We start from the raw sequence: 21,729 nt of genomic DNA on the forward strand, positions 1-21,729 counted from the left end.
CTCAGTGGCTGACGTTGGCTTCGACGGTCCAGCCCTTGGGCTCGGACGCCAGGCCCAGACGGGTGAGGGTCTTGGCGACGTAGCAGATGCAGCCGATCACCGCACCCACCAGGCAGAAGGCATAGGCCCACCAGATGGGCATCTGCAGGATGAAGGTGGTCTCCAGGTATTCCTTCTTCTCCAGCATGCCTTCCCAGAGCTTCCAGGTCAGCACCAGCCAGACCAGCAGCATGGCCACATCGCTGAACAGGTCCACGCCCTTCTTGAACCAGGCGGGCATGTGCATGTAGAGCAGGTCCACCGTGGCATGCCCGCCGCGCAGGTAGCACCAGGGCAGGAAGTAGAAGATGGCAATGCCCACGCCGACCTCGACCAGTTCGAAGTCGCCGGGCACGGGCCCCAGACCCAGTCCGATCATGGCGCGACCGGCCACGCTGGCCACCACCATCAGCGTCAGCGCCACCAGCACGATCCCGCCGACGATGGCCGTCCAGTTGGCCAGGCGGTAAATGAACGAAATCATCCTCAGGTCCTTTGTTGTCTTGAGCGTCACGGGGCGCTCATTGTCTCTCACACGGTCTGCGCGCGCCCTCCGGGGGGCGCGCGAGACTCTATCTCATGATTTCACATGGGTAAACTGATTTCTAATTAAGAAATCGAAGACCCTGACCTCAGGCTGTTACTTGTTGTGCTTCGCCACCAGGGCGCGGGCCTCGGACGCCAGCTTGGCGCCATCAATGCCCTTGCCCTTCATTTCCGTCACCCAGTCGGACTCGACCACCGACGCGGTGCGGCGCCAGCGCTGGGTCTCGGCCACGTCGAGCGCCACCAGGTTGTTGCGGGCCTTCTGCGCCAGCGCCAGTCCGGCCTTGTCGCCCTCGTCCATGGCGCGACCGAATGACGCCGCCAGTTCGATGCCCGAGTTGTTGTCGATCACCTTTTTCAGGTCGGCCGGCAGCTTGTCGTAGGCCGCGCGGTTCATCACGAATGCGAAGGTCTGCGTGAACAGCCCGTCCTTGCCGGCGAAGCTGGTGTGGTTCTTGACCAGTTCGGTGATCTTGATCGACGGCGCGACTTCCCACGGCACGGTGGTGCCGTCGATCACGCCCTTGGACAGGGCTTCGGTCACCGCCGGCACCGGCATGCCCACGGGTGTGGCGCCGAGCTTGACCAGCATGTTGTTGATGATGCGCGAGCCACCGCGGATCTTCATGCCGCGCAGGCTTTCCAGCCCTGTCACCGGCTGCTTGGTGTGGAACAGGCCGGGGCCATGGGTGTGGGCCGCCAGCAGCTTGACCGACTTGAACTCGTCGGCGGCGTTCTTCTCCACGTACTCGTGGAAGGCGCGCGAACACTTCTCCGGGCCGCCGGTGCACATGAACGGCAGCTCGAACACCTCGGACTTGTTGAAGCGGCCCGGCGTGTAGCCCAGCACCGTCCAGGTGATGTCGGCCACGCCGTCGCGCGCCTGGTCGAACAGCTGGGGCGGCGAACCACCCATCTGCATGGCGTGGAAGTCCTGGATCTTGATGCGGCCGCCGGACTCGGCCTCGATCTTGCGGGCCCAGGGAATGATGGCCTTCGCGGGGATCACCGCCTGCGGCGGCAGGAACTGGTGCAGGCGAAGGGTGACGGTCTGGGCCTGGGCCAGACCGGAGAAACCGAAGGAAGCCAGCGCGATCAGCGCGCCGCGGCGAAGCATGTTCATGAAAGTGAAGTCCAGAAGAAAGGGCGAAACTCAGTCGGCTGCTTCCGGAGCCCGGAAGAACGGCTGCACTGTGCGCGCTTTGCCACCTATTGAAAAGCAGCAGGTGCGACTTTCAGCTATGCCGGTTTGCTCTGTACCAGACAGTTAATTTCACGACATTCCGACCGGGCCGGGTCATGGGTGCCAGGTCGCCGCGGCACCCCCGGCAGGCGACGGCCGCCGCGTGCCCGCGATCGCATACGACAGTTCGTTGGCCGCGGTCATCACCGTCTGCGCCAGCTCCATCAGCCGCGCCTCCGGCAGGCGCGCCGTCGGCCCCGAGATGCAGACCGAGCCCAGCAGCCGCCAGTGCAGCCCGAACACCGGCGCCGACACGCTGGACACCTCCGGCTCGCGCTCGCCCATGGACAGGTGGAAGCCCCGGCGACGGATCGACTCGTAGGGCTCGCCCGGCTCGCCCGAGAACGCCAGGATCACCCGCCCCGGCGCCCCCAGATTCAGCGGCAGGCCGATGCCCACGCGCACGTGGTGGCGGATGGTCTGCGGCCCGTCCACCCGCGCCAGGCACTGGCGCTGCTGGCCTTCGCGCACGTAGAACGAGGCGCTCTCGCCGGTCTGCACCGTCAGCGCGCGCAGCACTGGCTCCACCACCTCGTGCACGTCGAACACCGCCTGATAACACGCGCCCAGCCAGCCCGCCGCGCGGCCCAGGCGCCAGCTGCCGTCCTCCTTCTGCACCAGGTAGTTCTCGGCCGCCAGGGTGCGCGCCAGCCGCAGCGTGGTGGTCTTGTGCATGCCGGTGCGCCGGCTCATCTCGGCCAGCGTGAGCTGGGGGTCGTCCATGCCGAAACACTCCAGCACGCGCAGCGCCCGGGTGACGGCGGTCACGCTGCCGGTGCTGCTCTCGGCGTCGGCCGTCTCGGGCGCCTCGGCGGTCTTTCGGGAGGGTTTCATGCTTTGGCCCGTGTTTCAACTATTGAAACAGCATTGTATTGAACGAAACACGTCCGTACAGTCCGCCCCAGCCGCAACCCAGCGCTGCGGCCACCACCATCCACCGACATCCGGAGACAAGACATGAACCTTTCCCGCCGCCACGCCCTCGCCGCCGCCAGCCTGCTGCTGGCCACCGGTGCCGCCTTCGCCCAGGCCTACCCCGCCAAGCCCATCAAGGTCATCGTGCCCTTCCCGGCCGGTGGCGGCACCGACCTGATCGCCCGCGAGGTGACCACCAAGATCCAGACCACCAAGGGCTGGAACTTCGTGATCGAGAACCGCCCGGGCACCGGCGGCAACATCGGCATCGACGTGGTGGCCAAGTCGCCGGCCGACGGCTACACCATCGCGCTGGGCCAGACCAGCAACCTGGCGATCAACCCGACGCTCTACAGCAAGATGCCGTACGACTCGGTCAAGGACCTGACCCCCGTCGGCCTGGTCGCCAATGCGCCGCTGGTGATGGTCGTGGGCGAGTCCTCGCCCTTCAAGTCGCTGACCGAGGTGGTGGCCGCGTCCAAGGCCAAGCCGGGTTCGCTGAACATGGCCTTCTCGGGCAACGGCACCGTGGCGCACCTGGCCAGCGTGCTGTTCCAGAAGTCGGCCGGCGTCGACTTCACCCACGTGCCCTACAAGGGCGCCGCCCAGGCAGCCACCGACGTGGTCAGCGGCCGTGTGGAGCTGTACCTGTCCTCCGTGCCCACACTGATCGGCCAGATCAAGACCGGCAAGATGCGCCCGATCGCGGTGACCTCGCTCAAGCGCGTGGACGACCTGCCCCAGGTGCCCACCATCGCCGAGTCGGGCGTGAAGGATTTCGAAGCCGTCACCTGGTTCGGCTTCGTCGCCCCGGCCGGCACGCCCAAGGACATCGTCGCCGTGCTCAACGCCGAGATCAACAAGGCCCTGCAGTCGGCCGACCTGAAGAAGAAGCTGAGCGACCAGGGCGCCGACGTGCTGGGCGGCACGCCCGAAGCCTTCGGCAGCCTGATCAAGAGCGACCTTGCGCGCTGGGCCCCCATCGTCAAGGCCTCTGGTGCGACTTTGGATTGACACCCCCTGCGCCGCTGACGCGGCTTCCCCCTCTGTCGCGCGCCTTCGGCGCTTCGAGGGGGACGCACCCTGTGGCCGGGCGAAGCCCGTTCCACGGGCGCCCTGGACTCAGGCACTTCGCTCGCTGGCCTGTTGGAAAACCCATTCCTTTTCTTTAACTGAGAGCCCCTACCATGTCCCAGCCCGACATCGTCAAAGACTTCCCGCGCGTCGCGCCCGATCTGGTGGCGCAGGCCGCCCGGTTCCAGCCGGCCATCTTCTCCGACATCAACGGCCGCCGCGGCGCGCTGCACGGCCGCATCCAGGCGCTGCGTCCGCGCATGAAGGTGGCCGGCCCGGCCTTCACCGTCGAGGTGCGCCCCGGCGACAACCTCATGATCCACGCCGCCATCGCGCTGGCCAAACCCGGCGACGTGCTGGTGATCGATGGCAAGGGCGACCAGACCTCGGCCCTGATGGGCACCATCATGATGACCGCCTGCCGCCAGCTCGGCCTGGCCGGCGTGGTGATGGACGGCGCGGTGCGCGACAGCCTGGAAATCGACGAGATGGACTACCCGGTCTTCTCGGTCGGCACCAACCCCAACGGCCCGACCAAGAACAACGGCGGTCGCATCGGTCACCCCATCAGCATCGGCGGCGTGACGGTGCATCCGGGCGATTTCGTCATCGGCGACGGTGACGGCGTGGTGGTGGTCGAGCGCGAGGTGCTGCCCGGCCTGCTGCCGCTGGCCGAGCACAAGGTGCAGGCCGAAGCCAAGCGCATCGCCCAGATCAAGGAAGGCAACACCTCGGCCTCGTGGCTGACGGCTTCGCTGATCGCGGCCGGTGTGCTCAAGCAAGGAGAGACCTTGTGAGCCACAAACCCGTCATCCTCGTCACCGCCGCCGACCTGGCGCCACAGGCCCTGGCCCTGCTAGCAGACCATGAAGTGGTCTTTGCCGGGAAGACGCCGACGCAGGCCGACATCGTGGCGCTGGCGCGCCAGCACAACCCGGTCGGCATCATCGTGCGCTACAGCGGCGTGAACGCCGAGGTCATGGACGCCGCGCCCGCCCTGCGCGTGATCTCCAAACACGGCAGCGGCACCGACACCATCGACAAGGCCGCTGCGGCCGAACGCGGCATTGCCGTCACGGCCGCCGTGGGCGCCAACGCCGCCGCCGTGGCCGAACAGGCGATGGCCCTGCTGCTGGCCTGTGCCAAGTCGGTCGTGCAGCTGAACCAGCGCATGCACGACGGCCACTGGGACAAGGCCACGCACAAGAGCCTGGAGCTGGGCGGCCGCACGGTCGGCCTGGTCGGGCTGGGCGCCATCGGCCTGCGCTTCGCGAAGATGGCCGACGCCATGGGCCTGCGCGTGATCGGTTTCGACCCGTTCGCCAGGAACCTGCCCGATTACGTGACCGCGGTGGACCTGGAAACGATCTGGCGCGAGGCCGACGCGATCTCGCTGCACTGCCCGCTCACGCCCGAGAACAAGGGCCTGCTCAACGCGCAGACCCTGGCACGCTGCAAACCCGGCGTGATCGTGGTGAACACCGCGCGCGGCGGCCTGATCGACGAACCCTCCCTGCTGGCCGCCGTGCAGTCGGGCCAGGTGCGCATGGCCGGGCTGGACAGCTTCGCCGTCGAACCCATGACCGTGCCGCACATCTTCCACGGGCAGCCCGGCTTCGTCCTGAGCCCGCACATCGGCGGCGTCACCAGCGACGCCTATGTGAACATGGGCGTGGCCGCCGCGCAGAACACGCTGGCGGTGCTGGCCCGCAGCGAAGCCGCCACCGCCTGACCCACCCAACAACGGAGACATTCATGAACACATTCAATGCACGCCGCGCGCTGCTCTCGGCCACCGCCCTCGCCTGCCTCGGCCTGCTGGCCGGCACCGCCCAGGCCCAGTCCGCCTGGCCTTCGAAGATCGTCAAGATCGTCGTGCCCTACGCACCCGGCGGCGCCGTGGACGTGGTCACGCGCAAGATGGCACAGAAGCTCACCGAGCAGACCGGCCAGAGCTTCATCGTGGAAAACAAGCCCGGCGCGACCGGCACCATCGGCGCCAACCTCGTGGCCCAGGCCCAGCCCGACGGCCACACCCTGCTGGCCAACGACACCACCTACTCGCTGCTGCCGCACATCTTCAAGAAGCTGCCCTTCGACCACGCCACGCAGCTGGTGCCGGTGAGCGCCTATGTGTTCGCACCCATGGGCCTGGCGGTCAACGCTGGCTCGAAGTACAAGACCCTGGCCGATCTGACCGCGCAGGCCAAGGCCGCGCCCAACACCGTCACCTATGGCACCGGCGGCCCCGGCACCACGCCGCACTTCGCGAGCGAGGCCCTGGGCATCGCCAGCGGCGTGAACTTCATGCACATCCCCTACAAGGGTGCGGGCGAAGCCACGGCCGGCCTGCTGTCCCAGACCATCGACTTCCAGATCGCGTCCACCACCGGGCTGATGGGCAACGTCAAGGGCGGCAAGCTGCGCCTGCTCGCTGTCAGCGGCGACCAGCGACTGGCGGCCCTGCCCGATGTGCCGACCTTCCAGCAGGCCGGTGTGCCTTGGCGTGGCGTGGTCAACTGGACCGGCCTGTGGGCCCCCAAGGGCACGCCGGCCGAGGTGGTGCAGCGCCTGCAGAAGGAGATCGCCACCGCCATGGCCACGGACGACATGAAGCAGTTCGCGCAAGGCATGGGCGCCGAGCCGCGCCACGCGGGCGCGGACGAGTTCGCGAAGCTGCTCAAGGACAGCACCGACAGCTGGGGCAAGGTGGTGGCCAACACCGCGTTCGAGAAGCAGTAAGGTGTCCGCCACCGCCCGCTTCGCCTGAGGTCACCATGTTCCTGCTCCACCCGCCCGAGGTCCGCACGCTCGACGTCTTCACCACCCTGCCCGCGCGCTTTCGCCAGCGGCAGCGCACGGTGTGGAGCGACGCCAACATGGGCGGGCGCGAGGTCGATTGTTTTCTGGAGGGCCCGGTGTTCGACGGCGCCGGCAACCTGTACGTGACCGACATTCCGTTCGGGCGCGTGTTCCGCATCGACCCGCAAGGCGAGTGGGAACTGGTGGCGCAGTGGGACGGCGAGCCCAACGGCATGAAGTTCCTGAACGCCACCGAGCTGCTGGTGACCGACTACCGCAACGGCCTGATGGTGGTGGACAGCCGCAGCGGCGCGGTGCGGCCCCACCTGGGCCGGCGCAACACCGAGAGCTTCAAGGGCCTGAACGACCTCACGTTCGACTCACAGGGCAACCTGTATTTCACCGACCAGGGCCAGACCGGCCTGCACGACCCCACGGGCCGCGTCTACCGGCTCAGCCCTTCGGGCCGGCTGGACCTGCTGCTGGCCAACGTGCCCAGCCCCAACGGCATCGTGCTGTCGCTGGACGAGAAATTCCTGTTCGTCGCCGCCACACGTGGCAACTGCGTCTGGCGCATGCCGCTGCTGGCCGACGGCGGCGTGTCCAAGGCCGGGCAGTTCTTCACCTCCTACGGCCCCAGCGGCCCCGACGGACTGGCCATGGACAGCGCGGGCCAGCTGCTGGTGGCCAACCCGGGACTGGCCTATGTGTGGGTGCTCAACCACCGGGCCGAGCCGGTGCAGGTGCTGCGCGCCGAGACCGGCGCCTCGCTCACCAACCTCGCCTTCGGCGGGCCGGAGCGCAAGACGCTGTACTGCACCGAGTCGACCAGTGGCTCGGTGCTGCGCGCGGGGATGAGCCATCCGGGTGCAAAGGTCCACCGACCCGACCAAGTCGTTTGATGCGAATCACCCCAACAGAAAAGGGCTGCCGACCGTAGCCGGCAGCCCCTCGTCTGGTCACTGATCGGGCGGTTTACTTGTTGTACTTGGCAATCAGCGCGCGCGCCTCGGACGCCAGCTTGGCGCCGTCGATGCCCTTGGCCTTCACCTCGTTGACCCAGTCGGTCTCCACCGTCGAGGCGGTGCGCTTCCAGCGCTGCACCTCGGCCAGCTCAAGCTCGGTGATCTTGTTGCCGGCCTTGACGGCGATCTCGCGCCCGGCCTTGTCGCCGTCGTCCATGGCCTTGCCGAACAGCGCCGCGGCCACCTGGCCCGAGTTGTTGTCGATCACCTTCTTCAGGTCCGGAGGCAGCTTCTCGTAGGACGCCTTGTTCATCGAGAAGGCAAAGGTCTGCGTGTACAGGCCTTCCTTGCCGGCAAAGGTGGTGTGGTTCTTCACCAGCTCCGTGACCTTCAGCGAGGGCGTCACTTCCCAGGGAATGGTGGTGCCGTCGATCACGCCCTTGGACAGGGCTTCGGTCACCGCCGGCACCGGCATGCCCACCGGCGTGGCGCCCAGCTTGGTCAGCATGTTGTTGATGATGCGCGAACCGCCGCGGATCTTCATGCCGCGCAGCGACTCCAGGCCCACCACCGGCTGCTTGGTGTGGAACAGGCCGGGGCCGTGGGTGTGCACGGCAATCAGCTTGACGTCCTTGAACTCGTCGGCGGCGAACTTCTCGACGTATTCCTGGATAGCCTTGGACGAAGCCTCGGCCGAGCTGCTCATGAACGGCAGTTCGAACACCTCGGTCTTGGGAAAGCGCCCCGGCGTGTAGCCCAGCACCGTCCAGGTGAGGTCGACCACACCGTCCTTGGCCTGGTCGAACAGCTGCGGCGGCGCGCCACCCAGCTGCATGGCGTGGAACAGCTGCACCTTGATCTTGCCGCCGGACTCGGCCTCGACCTTCTGCGCCCAGGGCACGATGGCACGGGCGGGAATGGTGGCCTGAGGCGGCAGCATCTGGTGCAGGCGCAGCGTCACGGTCTGGGCCATCGCGGTCCCGGCCGTCGCCAGGGCAGCCACCGCGCCGAGCGTGGCCAGGGCGGTGCGACGGGGAATGAGCTTCATGGGTGTCTCCTTGGGTTGAAAAACGGATGGATGGACTCAGCGACGGCGCCGGATCATGCGGATCGCGGGCATGTTGCCGGCCAGTGGTTCGGAGGGGTGCGCGGCCAGCACCTCGACCAGGTTGCGGCGCGCCAGCCGCGAGTGCTCGCGCATGATGGACTCGGCGCGCGCGCCTTCGCGCTGCTCGATCGCGTCCAGCACCTGCCGGTGCTGGTCCTGCGCGACGATGAGCATGTCGCGCGCCCGCGTGGACTGCGCCTGCAGCAGCACGAAACCCGAGGGCGAGGCGAACGGCAGGCTGGCGGCGCGCTCCAGCTGGCGCGTGATGGTGGGGCTGTCCGCCAGTTCGTAGAGCAGCGCGTGAAAGTGGCTGTTGAGCGCGACGTAGGCCGAGAACGCCTCGTCATCGAGCTTGGGCGCGGTCAGCAGCGCGTCGATGCGGTCCAGGCACTGGCGCGCCTCGGCCAGCACCACCAGGGGCGCGCCGCGTTCGGCCGCCAGCCGGGCCAGCAGGCCTTCGAGTGTGCCGCGCAGTTCGATGGCGTCGGCCACGTCGCGCTCGGAAAAACTCTGCACCACATAGCCGCCGCTGGGCAGGGCTTCCAGCAGGCCCTCCTGCTCCAGCCGCACCAGCGCGGCGCGGATCGGGGTGCGCGACATGCCCAGCCGCTCGACGATGGCCAGCTCCGCAATGCGGGTGCCACCGGGCAGTTCGCCCGAGAGGATCAGCTCGCGCAGCTGCAGCAGCGCGCGCACCTGGGCAGTCTCGGACGACCCGCTGGGTGTGGAGGCGAGCGCTGCATCGGCTTGAAGGTCCTGGACCGTGTTCATGGATACCCAATGTATACAGAAACCCTGAAATTTCCCTCAGAGAGAACCCGATATCAGGGAAATCCATGAGTCTCTGTATCCAGTCAGAACGCCGTTGTGTTGGCTACGATGCCGCTGGCAACCACCACACGGAGACACCATGAGCACCCGCATCCCGTTCCGTGCCGACCACGTCGGCTCCTTCCTGCGCCCGGCCTACCTGCTGGAAGCGCGCGACCAGTTTTTCAACAAGAAGTCGATCACGGCCGAGCAGTTGCGCGCCGTGGAGGACAAGGCCATCACCGAGATCGTGAAGTTCCAGGCCGACGTGGGCCTGAAGTCGATCACCGACGGCGAGTTCCGCCGCACCTATTTCCACATCGACTTCCTGGAGCAGCTCGGCGGCGTGAAGACCGACATCCCGGTGACCATCGTGCGGCCCGACGGCACCGAAGAACTGGCGCCGCCGGTGATCCGCGTGATCGACAAGGTGCGCCACGCCAAGAACATCCAGCTGGCCGACTTCCAGTACCTCAAGTCGCAGGTGGAGGCGCTGGGCATCAGCGGCCTGGTGCCCAAGGTCACCATCCCCTCGCCCACCATGCTGCACTTCCGCGGCGGCCGCGCCGGCATCAGCAAGGAGGCCTACCCCGAACTGGACCCGGTGTTCTACGACGACGTGGCCAAGGCCTATGGCGACGAGCTGCAGAGCCTGGCCGACGCGGGCTGCACCTATGTGCAGATGGACGACACCAACATGGCCTACCTCTGCGACGAGAAGATGCGCGAGGCGGCGCGCCAGCGCGGCGACGACCCCAACGAACTGCCGCACCGCTACGCAACCTTCATCAACAAGGTGGTGGCGCGCAAGCCGGCCGGCATGACCCTGTGCATGCACCTGTGCCGCGGCAACTTCAAGAGCACCCACGCGGCGGCCGGCAACTACGAGCCGGTGGCCGAGGCCCTGCTCTCGGAGATGCACCTGGACGCCTACTTCATGGAGTACGACGACGACCGCTCAGGCGACTTCCGGCCGCTGCGTTTCCTCAAGCCCGGCAAGACCGTGGTGCTGGGTCTGGTCACCACCAAGTTCGGCCAGCTCGAAAGCAAGGACGACCTCAAGCGCCGCATCGCCGAGGCCGCGCAGTACGCACCGCTGGACCAGCTGGCGCTGAGCCCGCAGTGCGGCTTCTCGTCCACCGTGCACGGCAACAACATCGCCGTGGAAGACCAGCGCAGAAAGCTCGCGCTGGTGGTGGAAACCGCCCGTGAAGTCTGGGGCGACTGACCGCCCCGGTCAGGCCAGCCCGAGCAGGCGCACGGCATTGCCCTTGAGGATGCCGGGCATCACCTCGGGCTTGAAACCTGCGACCTCGAAGTCCTTCATCCAGCGCTCGGGCGTGATCAGCGGGTAGTCGCTGCCGAACAGGATGCGGTCCTTGAGCAGCGTGTTGGCGTACTGCACCAGCTGCTTGGGGAAGTACTTCGGGCTCCAGCCCGAGAGGTCGATCCAGACGTTGGGCTTGTGCGTGGCCACCGACAGCGCCTCGTCCTGCCAGGGGAAGCTGGGGTGCGCCATGACGATCTGCATGTCGGGGAAGTCGATCGCCACGTCGTCCAGGTGCATGGGGTTGCTGTACTCCAGCCGCAGCCCGCCGCCGCAGCGCATGCCCGATCCGATGCCGCTGTGGCCGGTGTGGAAGATGGCGGGCAGCTTGTGCGCGTTGATCACCTCGTAGATCGGCCAGGCCATCTTGTCGTAGGGGTGGTAGCCCTGCACCGTGGGGTGGAACTTGAAGCCCTTGATGCCCTCTTCCTTGATCAGGCGCTCGGCCTCGCGCGCCCCCATCTTGCCCTTGTGCGGGTCGATGCTGGCGAAGGCGATCATCATGTCGCTGTTGTCGCGCGCGGCCTTGGCGATCTCCTCGTTCGGAATGCGCCGGCGGCCCAGCTTGGACTCGCTGTCCACGGTGAACATCACCAGGCCGATCTTGCGTTCGCGGTAGTAGGCCACCGTCTCTTCGATGGTCGGGCGGCGGTTGCTGCCGAAGTACTTGTCGGCGGCGCGGTCGTACTCCTCGCCGTAGTTGTCGAACGGGTTCCAGCAACTCACTTCGGCGTGGGTGTGGATGTCGATGGCGATCAGGTTCTGGTGGTCCATGCTGTTTCCTCACTAGGGTAAGTACTGATGAGATTGGAGGATGTCTCGCTTGATTTGGTTATTGTTTATAACAATAATTTCAACACTCAACAAGCGCAGAAATCCTCACCATCATGACGTTCCAACACCCCTACCTGAGCGTGCAGCTGCACGGCGAGCAACAGGAAATCGCCATCGTCACCATGAACAGGCCCGCCAAGCGCAACGCGCTGAACGACGGCCTCATCCTGGCCATCCGCGACGCCTTCCAGAACCTGCCCGCCAGTGTGCGCGCGGCCGTGGTCGATGGCGAGGGCGAACACTTCTGCGCCGGCCTGGACCTGTCCGAGCTGAGCGAGCGCGACGCCGCCGAAGGCGTGTTCCATTCGCGCATGTGGCACGCCGCGCTGGAATGCGTCGAGAAGGGCACCGTGCCTGTCATCGCCGCCCTGCACGGTGCGGTGGTGGGTGGTGGCCTGGAGCTGGCCAGCGCCTGCCACATCCGCGTGGCCGACGAGACCACCTTCTATGCCCTGCCCGAAGGCACGCGTGGCATCTTCGTCGGCGGCGGTGGCGCGGTGCGCGTGCCCAAGCTGATCGGGGCCGCCCGCATGACCGACATGATGCTCACCGGCCGCGTCTACAACGCCGCCGATGGCGAGCGCGTGGGCCTGTCGCAGTACCTGGTGCCCGGCGGCACCGCGCGCGAGAAGGCCATCGAGCTGGCGACGCGCATCGCCACCAACGCGCGCATGACCAACTTCGCGCTCATGCACGCCCTGCCCCGCATTGCCGAACAGCCGGCCGACCATGGCCTGTTCACCGAAGCGCTGATGGCGTCCATTGCGCAGTCGGCGCCGGAAGCCAAGGAGCGTGTGCGCGCTTTCCTCGAAGGCAAGGCGGCGAAAGTCAAGAAAGCCGACTGACCGAACAGACGCCGCACAGAAGACCCGAGGAGACTACGTGAGCACAGCGAAATACCGCCCCCTGAAGTTCGGCGTGACCCGCGCCACCGTGCGCGACGGCGAAACCGGCGTGCACTACCTGCGCGCCGACCAGGACCTGGGCCCCTACCCCGAGCGCCTGACCGACCGGCTGGTGCACTGGGCGAAGGAGCGCCCGGACCAGACCCTGTTTGCGCGCCGCGTGAAGAACGCCGACGGCAGCAGCGGCGACTGGAAGCACATCAGCTTCGCGCAGGCGCTGGACGCCGCGCGCCGCATCGGCCAGGGCCTGCTCAACCGCGGCCTCTCGGCCGAGCGCCCGGTGCTGATCCTCAGCGAGAACGACCTCGAACACGCGCTGCTCGCGCTGGGCTGCCTCTACGCTGGCGTCGCCTACTGCCCGACCTCGCCGGCCTACTCGCTGATCAGCCAGGACTACGACAAGCTCAAGCACGTCATCAAGACGCTCACGCCGGGGATGGTGTTCGCCAGCGACGCGCTGCGCTACAGCCGCGCCATGCTCGCCACCGTGGCCGAGGACGTGGAACTGGTCTGCACGAACGGCACGGTGCCGGGCCGCGACACGACCTCTTTCGCCGCCCTGATGGCCACCGAGCCGACACCCGCGGTCGACGCCGCGATGGCCGCCACCGGCCCCGACACCATCGCCAAGTTCCTGTTCACCTCGGGCTCGACCAAGATGCCCAAGGCGGTCATCAACACGCAGCGCCTGTGGTGCGCGAACCAGGCGCAGATGGCGGCCTCGATGCCCGTGCTGGCCGAGAAGCCGCTGGTGCTGGTGGACTGGCTGCCCTGGAACCACACCTTCGGCGGCAACCACAACTTCGGCATGGTGATCTACCACGGCGGCACGCTCTACATCGACGACGGCAAGCCCACGCCCGCGCTGATGCACGAGACCCTGCGCAACCTGCGCGAGATCTCGCCCACGGTCTACTTCAACGTGCCGACCGGTTTCGAAGCGATTGCCAACGCGATGAAGACCGACGACCTGCTGCGCAAGACCCTGCTGGCCAAGGTCAACATGTTTTTCTACGCCGGCGCCGCGCTGGCCCAGCCGATCTGGGACAGCCTGTTCGAGAGCGCCGAGCGCGAGGTGGGCGAGCGCATCGTCATGGGCACCGGCCTGGGCATGACCGAGTCCGGTCCTTTCGGCATCTTTGTCACCAGCCCCAACGTGAACGCCGGCGACCTGGGCCTGCCGACGCCGGGCCTGGAACTCAAGCTGGTCGACATGCAGGGCAAGACCGAGGTCCGCTACAAAGGCCCGAACATCACACCCGGCTACTGGCGCCAGCCCGAGGAAACCGCCGAGGCCTTCGACGAGGAAGGCTTCTTCAAGACCGGCGACGCGGTCAAGTGGATCGACGAGACCGATGTGCACCAGGGCCTGAAGTTCGACGGCCGCATCGCCGAGGACTTCAAGCTCGCCACCGGCACCTTCGTCAGCGTGGGACCGCTGCGCGGCAAGATCATCGCGGCCGGCGCGCCCTACATCCAGGACGTGGTGCTGACCGGTCTGAACATGAAGGAGGTGGGCGCCATGGTGTTCCCGACCCCGGCCGTGCGCCAGCTCTCGGACCTGCCGGCCGACGCGTCGCTGCACGATGTGCTCGACACCCCCGGCGTGCTCGCCCAGTTCCAGAAAATCGTGGACGAACTGGCGCGCAACGCCACCGGCTCGGCCAACCGCATCGCGCGCCTGTGCCTGCTGGCCGACCCGCCCACCATCGACCGTGGCGAGATCACCGACAAGGGTTCGATCAACCAGCGCGCCGTGCTGACGCACCGCGCCGACACGGTGGCCAAGCTGCACAGCGACGGCCTGCGATACATCATCAAGCCGTCGATCTGAGGAGCTTCCGATGGCCAGCAAAGGCTTCTTCAACGCGTTCGCCGATGTGGTGATCCTCGACGGCGTGCGCACGCCGATGGTGGACTACTGCGGCGCGCTCGGCCACATCTCGCCCACCGACCTGGGCATCAAGGCCGCGCGCGCGGCGCTGGCCCGCGCCGGCATTGCGCCCAGCGAAATCGGCTCGGTGGTCACCGGCAACATGGCGCCCGGCGACTTCGACCAGTTTTTCCTGCCGCGCCACATCGGGCTGTACGCTGGCGTGCCGGTCGAGGTGCCGGCGATCATGGCGCAGCGCATCTGCGGCACCGGCTTCGAGCTGTTCCGCCAGGCGGGTGAACACATCCAGGGTGGCGCCGCCGACGTGGCGCTGGTGGTCGGCACCGAAAGCATGACGCGCAACCCCATCGCCGCCTTCGACCACCGCACCGGCTTCAAGCTCGGTTCGCCGGTGGGGTTCAAGGACTACATGTGGGAGGCGCTGAAGGACCCGGCGGCAGGCATCAACATGATCCAGACCGCCGAGAACCTGGCGAAGAAATACGGCATCACCCGAGAGGAAGTCGACGTGTTCGCCTCCTCGTCCTTTGCCAAGGCCGTGGCCGCGCAGGAGAGCGGGTTCCTGGCCGGCGAGATCGTGCCCGTGGTCAGCGAGAAGTTCGAGATCGAGGGCTACAAGGCGCGCGGTATCCGCCTGCAGGGCAAGGTCACCGAGGTCTCCACCGACACCCACCCGCGCCTGTCGCCGGTCGAGGTGCTGGCCAAGCTCAAGCCGGTGTTCGAGAACGGCGTGCAGACCGGCGGCAACAGCTCGGCCCTGGTCGACGCGGCCGCGGCCTGTGTGGTGAGCTCGGGCGCCTATGCGAAGGCGCAAGGCCGCAAGCCCCTGGCGCGCGTGGTCGCCGCAGCCGCCGTGGGCGTGCCGCCCGAGATCATGGGCATCGGCCCGGCCCCCGCCATCCGCCTGCTGCTGGAGCGCACCGGCCTGAAGCTCGACGACATCGCGCGCTTCGAGGTCAACGAAGCCCAGGGCGCGCAGACCCTCGCGGTCGCGAAGGAACTGGGCATGGACATCGACAGGATCAACGTCAACGGCGGCGCCATCGCCCTGGGTCACCCGCTGGCCGCGACCGGTGTGCGCCTGACGCTGACCCTGGCGCGCGAGCTGCAGCGCAGCGGCAAGAAGTACGGCATCTCCAGCGCCTGCGTGGGCGGTGGCCAGGGCATTGCCCTCCTCATTGAGAACCCGGAAGGACACTGACATGAACATCCAAGGACAAGCAGCCCTCGTCACCGGTGGGGGTTCCGGCCTCGGCGAGGCCACGGCGCGCGAACTGGCCCGCCTGGGCGCCAGGGTCGCGGTGCTCGACCTCAACATAGAGAACGCCCAGCGCGTCGCCAAGGACATCGGCGGCGTGGCGGTGCAATGCAACGTGTCGGACCCGGACAGCATGCAGGCCGCTGTCGAGGCCGCCGCCGCGGCCCACGGCCCGGCGCGCATCCTGATGCAGATTGCCGGCATCGGCAGTGCCAAGCGCGTGGTCGGCAAGGACGGCAACGCCGCGCCGCTGGCCGACTTCGCCCGCGTGATCAACGTCAACCTGATCGGCACCTACAACGCGGCCCGCCTGTTCGCCGCCGCCTGCGCCAAGCTGGAGCCGATGGAAGACGGCGAGCGCGGCGTGATGGTCTTCACCGCCAGCGTCGCCGCCTTCGACGGCCAGGTGGGCCAGCAGGCCTACAGCGCGTCCAAGGCCGGCGTGGCCGGCATGACGCTGCCGATGGCGCGCGACCTGGCGCAGCACGGCATCCGCGTCTGCACCATCGCACCCGGCCTGTTCGCCACACCGCTGCTCAAGGAACTGCCCGAGCCGGTGCAGGAATCCCTGGCCAAGAGCATCCCGTTCCCGCAACGTCTGGGCAAGCCCGAGGAGTTCGCCCAGCTGGCTGCACACATCGTCAGCAACGGCCACCTCAACGGCGAGGTGATCCGCCTGGACGGCGCCCTGCGCATGGCGCCCCGCTGAACGGACCACCATGAGCAAGACCGTTGTCTACGAGGTGGAGGTGATGTTCGGCGACTGCGATCCCGCCGGCATCGTCTTCTTCCCCAACTTCAGCAAATGGATGGACGCCTCGTCGCTGAACTTCTTCGTGCAATGCGGCGTGCCGCCCTGGCGCGAGCTGGTCAAGACCACCGGCATCATCGGCACGCCGCTGCTGGAGATCCACACCAAGTTCATGAAGCCCGCCACCTACGGCGAGCGGCTGCAGGTGCACACCAGCGTCATCGAATGGCGCGACAAGGTGTTCATCCACCGGCACGTGGTGAAACGGGGCGATGACGTGCTGTGCGAGGGCACGGAAACACGCGCCTTCGTGATACGCCCGCCGGAGACGCCCGACCGCATCAAGGCGATTCCCGTGCCCGCAGACATCAAGGCCCTGTGCAGCTGAACCCACCCGTTTCCCCCTGAGTTTTTCCACCACCACCCCAAGAAGGAGACATCCAGTGAAAACCGTCAAGACCCTCGTAGCCGTGGCCATTGCAGCCCTCAGCAGCACCGCGGCGCTGGCCGACATCAACATCGGCGTGAGCCTCTCGCTCACCGGACCGGGCTCCGGCCTGGGCATTCCGATGCAGAACCAGTTCAAGCTGTTCCCCACCACCATCGCGGGCGAGAAAGTCAACCTGATCATCCTGGACGATGCCAGCGACCCGGGCAAAGGTGCGGCCAACGCACGCCGTTTCGTGACCGAAGACAAGGTCGACCTGATCATCGGCTCCTGCCTGACCCCTGTGGCTGCCGCCATGACCCCGGTCGCCACGGAAGCCAAGACGGTCCAGCTGGCCGCGTCGCCCGTGGGCGTGCCGCCCGGCGCCGATCAGTGGATGTTCCGCCTGCCTCAGGGCAACGACGTGATGGCCCACGCCATGGTCGAGCACATGAAGAAGCAGAACATCAAGACGATCGGCTTCCTGGGCTACACCGACGCCTACGGCGAGCTGTGGCTCAAGGCACTCACGCCGCTGGCCGAGAAGGCCGGCATGAAAGTGGTGGCCACCGAGCGCTTCGCCCGCACCGACACCAGCGTGACGCCGCAAGCGCTCAAGCTCAGCTCGGCCAACCCCGATGCGATCCTGGTGGTGGCTTCGGGTTCGGGCGCCGCGATGCCGCACAAGGCGGTCATCGAGCGCGGCTACAAGGGCAAGATCTACCAGACGCACGCGGCCGCCACGCCCGACCTGGTGCGCATCGGTGGCAAGGACGTCGAAGGCTCTTTCGTCGTGTCCGGCCCGGCCGTCATCGCGGAGCAGCTGCCTGACAGCCATCCTTCCAAGAAGCTGGCGGTGGACTTCGTCACCAACTACGAGAAGCTGATGGGCCCTGGCACGCGCAACCAGTTCGCCGGCCACAGCTACGACGCGGCCATTGCCCTGAACAAGGCCGTGCCGCTGGCGCTCAAGAGCGGCAAGCCCGGCACGCCGGAGTTCCGTGCCGGTCTGCGCGACGCGCTTGAAACCATGGGCCGCACCGTGTTCGCGCACGGCGTGATGAACTGGACCAAGAGCGACCACTGGGGCTACACCAACGAGACCGGCGTGATGCTCAAGGTGGTGGACGGCAAGTTCAAGGTGGAGTGATTCGGAACGCCTCCCCCTCCCGCCTCCGGCGGGAGGGGGAGCGACACCTGGTTTCGGCGCGCCTGCGTTCGAGGTTCTTCTTGGGCGCTTCCCTTTCTCGCTAAGGCTTCCTATGGATTTCTCTATCGCCAGCATCCTGGCGCTGGATGGCCTCACCAACGGCGCCGTGTACGCGCTGCTGGGCCTGGCCATCGTCCTGGTGTTCACCGTCACCCGGATCATCTTCATTCCCCAGGGGGAGTTTGTCGCTTACGGCGCGCTCACCCTGGCCATCTTCCAGACCGGCCAGGTGCCCGGCACGGTCTGGCTGCTGCTGCTGCTCGCCGCTCTCGCCGCGCTGATGGAGCTGACCGAATGCTGGCGCCAGCACCGCGGCACCTGGCCCGCGCTGAAGGCCGCGGGACGCATGCTCGTGTTGCCCGTCGTGGTCTCCGTCGTGGCCATCTGGGCCGCACCGCAGCAGTTCCCGCTGTGGGTGCAGGCCGCGCTCAGCGTGGCCGTGGTGACGGTCTATGGCCCGCTGATCTACCGTGTGGCCTACCAGTCGCTGGAGAGCTCCACGCCGCTGGTGCTGTTGATCGTCTCGGTCGGTGTGCACTTCGCCATGACCGGCCTGGGACTGGTGTTCTTCGGTGCGGAAGGTTTCCGGAATCCGGCCTTCTGGGATGAGCGCTACACCATCGGCCCCGTGATGCTGTCGGGCCAGACCATCATCACGTTTGCAGCCACGGTGGCCCTCATCGCCATGCTCTGGCTCTACTTCGAACGCTCGCTGCGCGGCAAGGCCTTGCGTGCCATCGCAGTGAACCGAACGGGCGCACGGCTCATGGGCATCTCGTCCCAGGCGTCGGGCCAGCTCACGATGACCATGGCGGCCTTCATCGGCGCGCTCTCGGGCCTGCTGATCGGCCCGACCACCACCGTGTTCTACGACTCGGGTTTCCTGATCGGCCTCAAGGGCTTCGTGGCCGCCGTCGCGGCCGGCCTCTCGAGCTACCCCGGCGCCCTCATCGCGGCGATGGGCGTGGGCGTGATCGAGTCCTTCGGTTCGTTCTGGGCCAGCGCCTTCAAGGAAGTGATCGTGTTCACTTTGATTCTCCCTGTCCTGCTTGTCAGGTCCTTGCGCAGCAAGCACTCCGACGAGGACCACTGACATGCCCAAACACCAACATCTCGGCCTGCTGATCCTGGCTCTGGCGATTCCCGTGATCGCCCTGCTCCCGCTGCCCGACTTCTGGATCACCCAGCTCAACATGATCGGCATGTACAGCATGACGGTGCTCGGCCTGGTCCTGCTGACCGGCGTGGGCGGGCTCACCTCCTTCGGTCAGGCGGCCTTCGTCGGCATCGGGGCCTACACCACGGCCTGGCTCACGCTCAACCTGGGCATGTCGCCCTGGATCACGCTCTTCATCGGCCTGGCCCTCACCGCCGGCAGTGCGCTGATCGTCGGTCTGATCACGCTGCGCATGTCGGGCCACTACCTGCCGCTGGCCACCATCGCCTGGGGCCTGTCGCTGTACTACCTCATGGGCAACCTCGACGCACTGGGCAAGTACGACGGCCTGCTGGGCATCCAGAGCCTGTCGGTGGCGGGGTTCGACATCGGCCAGGGGCGTGCGTTCTTCGTGCTGACCTGGTTCATCCTGCTGGCCTTCGCCGCCGCGCTGCTGCACCTGCTCGACTCGCGCGCCGGCCGCGCCATCCGCTCGCTCAAGAGCGGCTCGCAGATGGCCGAGGCCATGGGCATCAGCACCTTCCGCTACAAGGTGACCATCTTCGTGCTGGCCGCACTGTTTGCCTCGGTGGCCGGCTGGCTGCTGGCGCACTTCCAGCGCACAGTGAACCCTTCGGCCTTCGGTCTGAAGATGGGCATCGAGTACCTGTTCATGGCGGTGATCGGTGGCGTGGGTCACGTCTGGGGCGCCATCGTCGGCGCGGGCCTGATCCGTGTCCTGGAAGACCAGTTGCAGGTCCTGCTGCCCAGGCTGATGGGCACCAGCGGCAGCTACGAGGTGATCGTCTTCGGCGTGGCGCTGGTGGTGATGCTCAAGTACCTGCCCGACGGCCTGTGGTCGATGGTGGGCAAGCACATGCCGTCCAAGCCGCGCAAGGTGGACTGGCAGAACGCGGCCGCGCTGCCCGAACGCGCCAAGCCTGCCAATGGAGAACTGGTTCTGGACGTGCAGAAGGCGCGCATGCAGTTCGGTGGCCTGGTCGCGGTGAACGACATCAGCTTCCAGATCCACGCCGGCCAGATCGTCGGGCTGATCGGCCCCAACGGTGCGGGCAAATCCACCACGTTCAACCTCATCACCGGCGTGTTGCCCGCCACCAGCGGCGAGGTGCGTTTCCAGGGCCGCAACGTCATCGGCACGCCCTCGCGCGACATCGCACAGCTGGGCATGGCGCGCACGTTCCAGCACGTCAAGATGATTCCGGACATGACCGTGCTGGAGAACGTGGCACTGGGCGCGCACACGCGGGGCCGCAAGGGCGTGCTGCCCGCCATGCTGCGCACCAACCGCGCCGAGGAGCGGCAGCTGTTCCGCGAGGCGGAGCGCCAGCTGGAGCGCATCGGCATGGGCGAGTACCTGCACGAACAGGCGGGCAACCTGGCCATGGGTCCGCAACGGCTGATGGAAATCGCACGGGCCTTGTGCGCCGATCCGACGCTGCTGCTGCTCGACGAGCCCGCCGCCGGCCTGCGCCACAAGGAAAAGCAGGCCCTGGCCGACGTGCTGCGCCAGCTCAAGGGCGAAGGCATGAGCATCCTGCTGGTGGAGCACGACATGGATCTGGTGATGCAGATCTGCGACCACCTGGTGGTGATGGAGTTCGGCACGCTGCTCACGCAAGGACCGCCCGAACAGGTACAGCAAGACCCGAAGGTGCGCGCGGCCTATCTGGGAACGGAACACTAAATGAGCAACCCGATTCTTCAAGTCAAGGGCCTGCGTGCCGGCTACGGCCGTGCCGAGGTGCTGCACGGCATCGACATCGAGGCACAGCCGGGCGGCGTGATCACCGTCATCGGCCCCAACGGCGCGGGCAAGTCCACCCTGCTCAACACGCTCATGGGCATCCTGCCCGGTCAGGGCTCGATCCTGTTCCGTGGCCAGGACATCACCACCCTCACGCTCGAAGAGCGCGTGATGAGCGGGATGGCGCTGGTGCCCGAGAAGCGCGAACTCTTCGGCACCATGCCGGTGGAAGACAACCTGCTGCTCGGCGGCTTTCGCCAGATGCGCCAGGGCAACGCGAAATGGCGCAGCCGGCTCGACGACGTCTACGCCATCTTCCCGCGACTGCAGGAGCGCCGGCTGCAACTGGCCGGCACGCTCTCGGGCGGTGAACGCCAGATGCTGGCCGTGGGACGCGCCCTGATGTCCGGCCCCGACCTGCTGATGCTCGACGAGCCCAGCCTGGGCCTGGCGCCGCTCATCGTGCGCGAGATCTTTTCCATCATCGAGCGGCTGCGCCAGACCGGCGTGACCATCGTGCTGGTGGAGCAGAACGCACGCGCCGCACTGCAAGTGGCCGACCACGGGTATGTGCTGGAGATGGGCGAACTCAGCGCACAAGGGCCTGCCATGGAGCTGGCCAGCGACCCCCGCGTGATCGAAACCTATCTCGGCACCGCGAGAAAGCGCCCCTGATCCCAACCACCCCCAAGGAGAC

Annotated in this window: 21 protein-coding genes; 15 read left to right on the forward strand and 6 right to left on the reverse strand. The window is 67.2% G+C overall.

Features of this window, described 5'->3' with window-relative positions:
• Position 1: 1 nt before the first annotated feature.
• The 3 genes from DD542_RS18355 to DD542_RS18365 all read right to left on the reverse strand — a co-directional run bounded on the left by DD542_RS18355 (position 2) and on the right by DD542_RS18365 (position 2,662).
• Positions 2-523: a TRAP transporter small permease gene (locus DD542_RS18355; RefSeq protein WP_066150345.1), complete on the reverse strand. Its 522-nt coding sequence runs from the start codon at positions 521-523 to the stop codon at positions 2-4.
• Positions 524-679: 156 nt separating this feature from the next.
• Positions 680-1,708: a TRAP transporter substrate-binding protein gene (locus DD542_RS18360; RefSeq protein WP_127806637.1), complete on the reverse strand. Its 1,029-nt coding sequence runs from the start codon at positions 1,706-1,708 to the stop codon at positions 680-682.
• Between the two features lie 174 nt (positions 1,709-1,882).
• Complete coding sequence (locus DD542_RS18365) at positions 1,883-2,662, reverse strand: IclR family transcriptional regulator (protein WP_066150339.1); 780 nt, start codon at positions 2,660-2,662, stop codon at positions 1,883-1,885.
• Positions 2,663-2,785: 123 nt separating this feature from the next.
• Between DD542_RS18365 and DD542_RS18370 the strand changes: the two genes are divergently transcribed.
• The 5 genes from DD542_RS18370 (at position 2,786) to DD542_RS18390 (ending at position 7,521) form a co-directional block, all read left to right on the forward strand.
• A complete protein-coding gene (locus tag DD542_RS18370; RefSeq protein ID WP_127806638.1) occupies positions 2,786-3,757 on the forward strand; it encodes a tripartite tricarboxylate transporter substrate binding protein in 972 nt (323 codons plus the stop codon).
• 173 nt (positions 3,758-3,930) lie between these two features.
• Positions 3,931-4,614 carry an RraA family protein gene (locus DD542_RS18375; protein WP_127806639.1) on the forward strand — a complete coding sequence of 228 codons (684 nt, stop codon included), beginning with the start codon at positions 3,931-3,933 and terminating at the stop codon, positions 4,612-4,614.
• Complete coding sequence (locus tag DD542_RS18380; RefSeq protein ID WP_127806640.1) at positions 4,611-5,549, forward strand: NAD(P)-dependent oxidoreductase; 939 nt, start codon at positions 4,611-4,613, stop codon at positions 5,547-5,549. Before DD542_RS18375 ends, DD542_RS18380 begins: the two co-directional genes overlap by 4 nt.
• Positions 5,550-5,572: 23 nt before the next feature.
• Positions 5,573-6,559 (forward strand): tripartite tricarboxylate transporter substrate binding protein, encoded by a 987-nt coding sequence (locus tag DD542_RS18385; RefSeq protein WP_127806641.1) that lies wholly within the window; start codon positions 5,573-5,575, stop codon positions 6,557-6,559.
• Between the two features lie 35 nt (positions 6,560-6,594).
• Positions 6,595-7,521, forward strand: coding sequence for an SMP-30/gluconolactonase/LRE family protein (locus tag DD542_RS18390; protein WP_127806642.1), 927 nt, complete (start codon positions 6,595-6,597; stop codon positions 7,519-7,521).
• Positions 7,522-7,594: 73 nt separating this feature from the next.
• Here DD542_RS18390 and DD542_RS18395 read toward each other — a convergent pair whose 3' ends face one another.
• The gene (locus DD542_RS18395) at positions 7,595-8,632 is read right to left on the reverse strand and encodes a TRAP transporter substrate-binding protein (protein ID WP_066150321.1); all 1,038 of its coding nucleotides are present in this window, start codon (positions 8,630-8,632) and stop codon (positions 7,595-7,597) included.
• Between the two features lie 36 nt (positions 8,633-8,668).
• Positions 8,669-9,463 (reverse strand): GntR family transcriptional regulator, encoded by a 795-nt coding sequence (locus DD542_RS18400; protein WP_127806643.1) that lies wholly within the window; start codon positions 9,461-9,463, stop codon positions 8,669-8,671.
• A gap of 139 nt (positions 9,464-9,602) precedes the next feature.
• On the opposite strand from DD542_RS18400, the gene DD542_RS18405 reads away from it, so the two are divergent.
• The gene (locus tag DD542_RS18405) at positions 9,603-10,730 is read left to right on the forward strand and encodes a 5-methyltetrahydropteroyltriglutamate--homocysteine S-methyltransferase (protein WP_127806644.1); all 1,128 of its coding nucleotides are present in this window, start codon (positions 9,603-9,605) and stop codon (positions 10,728-10,730) included.
• Positions 10,731-10,739: 9 nt separating this feature from the next.
• On the opposite strand, the gene DD542_RS18410 is transcribed toward DD542_RS18405, so the two are convergent.
• Positions 10,740-11,603 carry an amidohydrolase family protein gene (locus DD542_RS18410; protein ID WP_066150313.1) on the reverse strand — a complete coding sequence of 288 codons (864 nt, stop codon included), beginning with the start codon at positions 11,601-11,603 and terminating at the stop codon, positions 10,740-10,742.
• 113 nt (positions 11,604-11,716) lie between these two features.
• Here DD542_RS18410 and DD542_RS18415 point away from each other — a divergent pair, with 113 nt between their 5' ends.
• The 9 genes from DD542_RS18415 to DD542_RS18455 all read left to right on the forward strand — a co-directional run bounded on the left by DD542_RS18415 (position 11,717) and on the right by DD542_RS18455 (position 21,707).
• The gene (locus DD542_RS18415) at positions 11,717-12,508 is read left to right on the forward strand and encodes a crotonase/enoyl-CoA hydratase family protein (RefSeq protein WP_127806645.1); all 792 of its coding nucleotides are present in this window, start codon (positions 11,717-11,719) and stop codon (positions 12,506-12,508) included.
• A 37-nt stretch (positions 12,509-12,545) separates the two neighbouring features.
• Entirely contained in the window at positions 12,546-14,402 is a 1,857-nt protein-coding gene (locus DD542_RS18420) for a feruloyl-CoA synthase (protein WP_066150307.1), read from the forward strand.
• Between the two features lie 10 nt (positions 14,403-14,412).
• The gene (locus DD542_RS18425) at positions 14,413-15,663 is read left to right on the forward strand and encodes a thiolase family protein (RefSeq protein WP_127806646.1); all 1,251 of its coding nucleotides are present in this window, start codon (positions 14,413-14,415) and stop codon (positions 15,661-15,663) included.
• A 1-nt stretch (position 15,664) separates the two neighbouring features.
• The gene (locus DD542_RS18430) at positions 15,665-16,429 is read left to right on the forward strand and encodes an SDR family NAD(P)-dependent oxidoreductase (protein WP_127806647.1); all 765 of its coding nucleotides are present in this window, start codon (positions 15,665-15,667) and stop codon (positions 16,427-16,429) included.
• Positions 16,430-16,439: 10 nt separating this feature from the next.
• Positions 16,440-16,859, forward strand: coding sequence for an acyl-CoA thioesterase (locus DD542_RS18435; RefSeq protein WP_079366876.1), 420 nt, complete (start codon positions 16,440-16,442; stop codon positions 16,857-16,859).
• Positions 16,860-16,914: 55 nt separating this feature from the next.
• On the forward strand, positions 16,915-18,048 hold the full coding sequence (locus DD542_RS18440) for an ABC transporter substrate-binding protein (protein ID WP_066150296.1): 1,134 nt from the start codon (positions 16,915-16,917) through the stop codon (positions 18,046-18,048).
• A 112-nt stretch (positions 18,049-18,160) separates the two neighbouring features.
• Positions 18,161-19,201: a branched-chain amino acid ABC transporter permease gene (locus DD542_RS18445; RefSeq protein WP_127806648.1), complete on the forward strand. Its 1,041-nt coding sequence runs from the start codon at positions 18,161-18,163 to the stop codon at positions 19,199-19,201.
• A 1-nt stretch (position 19,202) separates the two neighbouring features.
• Entirely contained in the window at positions 19,203-20,972 is a 1,770-nt protein-coding gene (locus tag DD542_RS18450) for a branched-chain amino acid ABC transporter ATP-binding protein/permease (protein ID WP_127806649.1), read from the forward strand.
• Positions 20,973-21,707: an ABC transporter ATP-binding protein gene (locus DD542_RS18455; RefSeq protein WP_066150287.1), complete on the forward strand. Its 735-nt coding sequence runs from the start codon at positions 20,973-20,975 to the stop codon at positions 21,705-21,707.
• The last annotated feature ends 22 nt before the right edge of the window (positions 21,708-21,729 follow it).

Origin of the sequence: Hydrogenophaga sp. NH-16, assembly GCF_004006415.1 — a bacterium.
In the GTDB taxonomy this organism is placed as follows: domain Bacteria; phylum Pseudomonadota; class Gammaproteobacteria; order Burkholderiales; family Burkholderiaceae_C; genus Hydrogenophaga; species Hydrogenophaga pseudoflava.

Excerpts from the sequence above, each read along its gene's own strand:
- DD542_RS18355 (WP_066150345.1), bottom strand. The coding sequence starts at position 523 with ATGATTTCGTTCATTTACCGCCTGGCCAACTGGACGGCCATCGTCGGC.
- DD542_RS18445 (WP_127806648.1), top strand. The coding sequence starts at position 18,161 with ATGGATTTCTCTATCGCCAGCATCCTGGCGCTGGATGGCCTCACCAAC.
- DD542_RS18425 (WP_127806646.1), top strand. The coding sequence starts at position 14,413 with ATGGCCAGCAAAGGCTTCTTCAACGCGTTCGCCGATGTGGTGATCCTC.
- DD542_RS18450 (WP_127806649.1), top strand. The coding sequence starts at position 19,203 with ATGCCCAAACACCAACATCTCGGCCTGCTGATCCTGGCTCTGGCGATT.
- DD542_RS18360 (WP_127806637.1), bottom strand. The coding sequence starts at position 1,708 with ATGAACATGCTTCGCCGCGGCGCGCTGATCGCGCTGGCTTCCTTCGGT.
- DD542_RS18455 (WP_066150287.1), top strand. The coding sequence starts at position 20,973 with ATGAGCAACCCGATTCTTCAAGTCAAGGGCCTGCGTGCCGGCTACGGC.
- DD542_RS18410 (WP_066150313.1), bottom strand. The coding sequence starts at position 11,603 with ATGGACCACCAGAACCTGATCGCCATCGACATCCACACCCACGCCGAA.
- DD542_RS18395 (WP_066150321.1), bottom strand. The coding sequence starts at position 8,632 with ATGAAGCTCATTCCCCGTCGCACCGCCCTGGCCACGCTCGGCGCGGTG.
- DD542_RS18405 (WP_127806644.1), top strand. The coding sequence starts at position 9,603 with ATGAGCACCCGCATCCCGTTCCGTGCCGACCACGTCGGCTCCTTCCTG.
- DD542_RS18385 (WP_127806641.1), top strand. The coding sequence starts at position 5,573 with ATGAACACATTCAATGCACGCCGCGCGCTGCTCTCGGCCACCGCCCTC.
- DD542_RS18435 (WP_079366876.1), top strand. The coding sequence starts at position 16,440 with ATGAGCAAGACCGTTGTCTACGAGGTGGAGGTGATGTTCGGCGACTGC.
- DD542_RS18430 (WP_127806647.1), top strand. The coding sequence starts at position 15,665 with ATGAACATCCAAGGACAAGCAGCCCTCGTCACCGGTGGGGGTTCCGGC.
- DD542_RS18365 (WP_066150339.1), bottom strand. The coding sequence starts at position 2,662 with ATGAAACCCTCCCGAAAGACCGCCGAGGCGCCCGAGACGGCCGACGCC.
- DD542_RS18415 (WP_127806645.1), top strand. The coding sequence starts at position 11,717 with ATGACGTTCCAACACCCCTACCTGAGCGTGCAGCTGCACGGCGAGCAA.
- DD542_RS18390 (WP_127806642.1), top strand. The coding sequence starts at position 6,595 with ATGTTCCTGCTCCACCCGCCCGAGGTCCGCACGCTCGACGTCTTCACC.
- DD542_RS18370 (WP_127806638.1), top strand. The coding sequence starts at position 2,786 with ATGAACCTTTCCCGCCGCCACGCCCTCGCCGCCGCCAGCCTGCTGCTG.
- DD542_RS18400 (WP_127806643.1), bottom strand. The coding sequence starts at position 9,463 with ATGAACACGGTCCAGGACCTTCAAGCCGATGCAGCGCTCGCCTCCACA.
- DD542_RS18375 (WP_127806639.1), top strand. The coding sequence starts at position 3,931 with ATGTCCCAGCCCGACATCGTCAAAGACTTCCCGCGCGTCGCGCCCGAT.